General features: G+C 65.5%; 3 protein-coding genes and 1 pseudogene. 1 reads left to right on the forward strand and 3 read right to left on the reverse strand.

Features of this window, described 5'->3' with window-relative positions; genetic code table 11:
* Positions 1–651: NAD-dependent epimerase/dehydratase family protein (locus EOA29_RS32875; protein WP_127222170.1), on the forward strand; the 651-nt coding region annotated here is incomplete at its 5' end.
* Between the two features lie 160 nt (positions 652–811).
* On the opposite strand, the gene EOA29_RS32880 is transcribed toward EOA29_RS32875, so the two are convergent.
* The 3 genes and pseudogenes from EOA29_RS32880 to EOA29_RS43440 form a co-directional block, all read right to left on the reverse strand.
* Positions 812–1,519: a GntR family transcriptional regulator gene (locus EOA29_RS32880; protein ID WP_127222171.1), complete on the reverse strand. Its 708-nt coding sequence runs from the start codon at positions 1,517–1,519 to the stop codon at positions 812–814.
* 119 nt (positions 1,520–1,638) lie between these two features.
* Positions 1,639–2,385, reverse strand: a complete 747-nt coding sequence (locus EOA29_RS32885; RefSeq protein WP_126095493.1) for an aspartate/glutamate racemase family protein — start codon at positions 2,383–2,385, stop codon at positions 1,639–1,641.
* Positions 2,386–2,396: 11 nt separating this feature from the next.
* Positions 2,397–2,502, reverse strand: a pseudogene (locus EOA29_RS43440) (ABC transporter ATP-binding protein); the annotation flags it as partial.

Below are 2,502 nucleotides of genomic sequence, written 5' to 3' on the forward strand. Positions count from 1 at the left end.
ATGCGCGGGTTGGCATGGTCGGTGTTGAACACGTCTTCCCTCGCCGGCTCGGACCGGCTGCTCATCATCACGTCGGGCGTCGGCATGGGCTCCGCCGAGCACGGACAGCCGGCGAGGGAAGACGTGTTCAACACCGACCATGCCAACCCGCGCATCCTGTCGGAGCTTACCGGCGCGGCGATGGCCGAGAAGGGCGTGAAAGTCTCGGTGGTTCGGCTGCCGCAGGTGCATGACACGGTGAAGCAGGGCCTGATCACACCGCTGATCGAGCAGACGCGCGCCAAGGGCGCGTCGGCCTATCTTGGCGAGGGTCGCAACCGGTGGTCCGCGGCACACGTGCTCGATGTCGCGAGGCTCTACCGTCTGGCGCTGGACAAGCAGGAAGCCGGCGTGCGCTACAACGCCGTCGCCGAGGAAGGCATTTCCATGCGCGAGATCGCGGAAGTGATCGGCGGCGGGCTCAACGTACCGGTGGTATCGCTCCCACAGGAAGAGGCCGCGGATCATTTCGGATGGCTTTCAATATTCGCGGCCATGGACTTGCCGGCCTCGAGCGAATGGACGCGTGCGCATCTCGGCTGGCAGCCGACCGGACCTGGTCTCATCGCCGACCTGGAGCTGATGGATTATTCGCAAGCGGCAGCGGCCTAAAGCGCGTCGCGATCTTTCAGATTCGCTCCATGCGCTTTAGGTTTTTGATTTTACGCATGTCTTTGTCCCGAAACCGGTTCCCACTTTCGGGAGACATGCTTTAACCGGCTTCCGAGGCGGTTCGGCAATCCAGCCGAACCGCCTCTCGTTCCATGGTGCGCTAGGCGCGCAGCAGATCCGCCAGGCTGTCCGACTTCTCCACCTTGTCGGTGAGGTCGAGCCCGGACAGTAGATCGACCAGATGGCTGTTCATCAGGGCAGCTGCATTGGCGCTGTCGCCGGCCTCGATCGCGTCGACCAGCGCGTGATGGGCGTGCTTCTCGCAGGTCGCGTCGCGGCGCTTCCAGTAGAGCGCGATGATCAGCGAGGAATGCGAGACGAGGTCGCGCACGAAGTTGGTGAAGACCGAATGCGCGGCGATCTCGGCGATGCCGACATGGAAGCGCGCCGACAGCATGATGGCGTCGCTGTCGCGGCCGTCATGCAGCGCCTCGTGTTCCTTCTCCAGGTGGGCCCGCAATTGTGCGATGTCGGATGGCACCGCCGCCTTGGCGGCAAGGGCCGCCACCTTCGGCTCGATCAGGGCGCGGGCCTCGAACACTTCCCGCGCCTCGACCTTCGACGGCTGGGCGACGAAGGCGCCGCGATTGGGCTCCAGCCGCGCCAGCCGGTCATGGGCAAGCGCTTGCAGGGCAGCGCGGACGACAGTGCGGCTCACCGAATAGATCGAGGCCAGCTCGTCCTCCGGCAGCTTGGTGCCCGGGGCGAGTCGATGGCTGACGATGGCGTCTCTGAGGCCATAATAGATCGGCGACCAGCGCGCTGCCGGCCTGTCGTCGCGATCGTCTTCCCTGAGTACCGTCAACATGTTTTCAATGCGCAGGCCCTATCCGGCCTGATCTGCCCCCAAATCGCCAGCGGCCGGTCCAATCTAATGGCGCTCGCGCCCCGGTCAATCCCGAGGCATCCGATCTCCTAGGGCCAACGCTAGCCCGGCGAACCAGCGCCCATCGGCGATGCAGACGCAAATATGCCAGCGAACCGCTTGCCGCGCGGGGCGGCATAGCCGCCTACCTTCGATGTCCTCAAGCCGACCTTGAACAGGCTTTCGGCCAGCGTGACCGCGCAGACCACGCCGTCGAGCACGGGGACGCCGTGCTCCTCCGACAGGCTGTGCGCAAGGTCGGCCATGCCGGCGCAGCCAAGGACGATCGCCTCGGCGTGATCCTCGCGGATGGCGCGCGCGATTTCGTCCGAGATCTTGTGCCTTGCATTCGAGCCGGGCTGTTCGAGGTCGAGCACGGCGACCTCCGACGAGCGCACCTTGGCGCAGCGCGAGGCGAGGCCGTATTTCGCCAGATTGTGCTCGATGGCGGGAACCGAGCGGGCAAGCGTGGTGACGACGCTGAACTTGCCGGCGACGAGGCTGGCGAGGTGGAAGGCCGCCTCGCCGATGCCGATGACCGGAGCTTCCGTCACGCAACGCGCGGCATCGAGCCCGGTGTCGTCGAAGCAGGCGATCACATAGGCGTCCGCCGCCGGCGCCTTGCCCATCTCGGCGATGATGCCGGGAATGGCGAAGACCTCGTCGAAATAGCCCTCGATGCTCGGCGGGCCATCGGCCGGATTGACGGCGACGATCTCGGTGCCCGAGGACGCAACGCTTTCCGCCGCCTTGCCGATCTTGGCGGTCATCGACGCGGTCGTGTTGGGGTTGATGACGAGCATGCGCATTAAAATCAGCCTCAGATCTCGCCGCCGAGATAAAGACGCTTGACCCGGTCGTCGCTCAGCAATTCGGCGGAGTTGCCGCTCAGCGCGACGCTGCCGGTGGTCAGCGCGTAGGCGCGC

Origin of the sequence: Mesorhizobium sp. M1E.F.Ca.ET.063.01.1.1 (assembly GCF_003998155.1) — a bacterium.
Lineage (GTDB): Bacteria > Pseudomonadota > Alphaproteobacteria > Rhizobiales > Rhizobiaceae > Mesorhizobium.

What these genes read in the sequence shown, in the direction of transcription:
- EOA29_RS32885 (WP_126095493.1), bottom strand. Translation starts at nt 2,385, where the DNA reads ATGCGCATGCTCGTCATCAACCCCAACACGACCGCGTCGATGACCGCC.
- EOA29_RS32880 (WP_127222171.1), bottom strand. Translation starts at nt 1,519, where the DNA reads ATGTTGACGGTACTCAGGGAAGACGATCGCGACGACAGGCCGGCAGCG.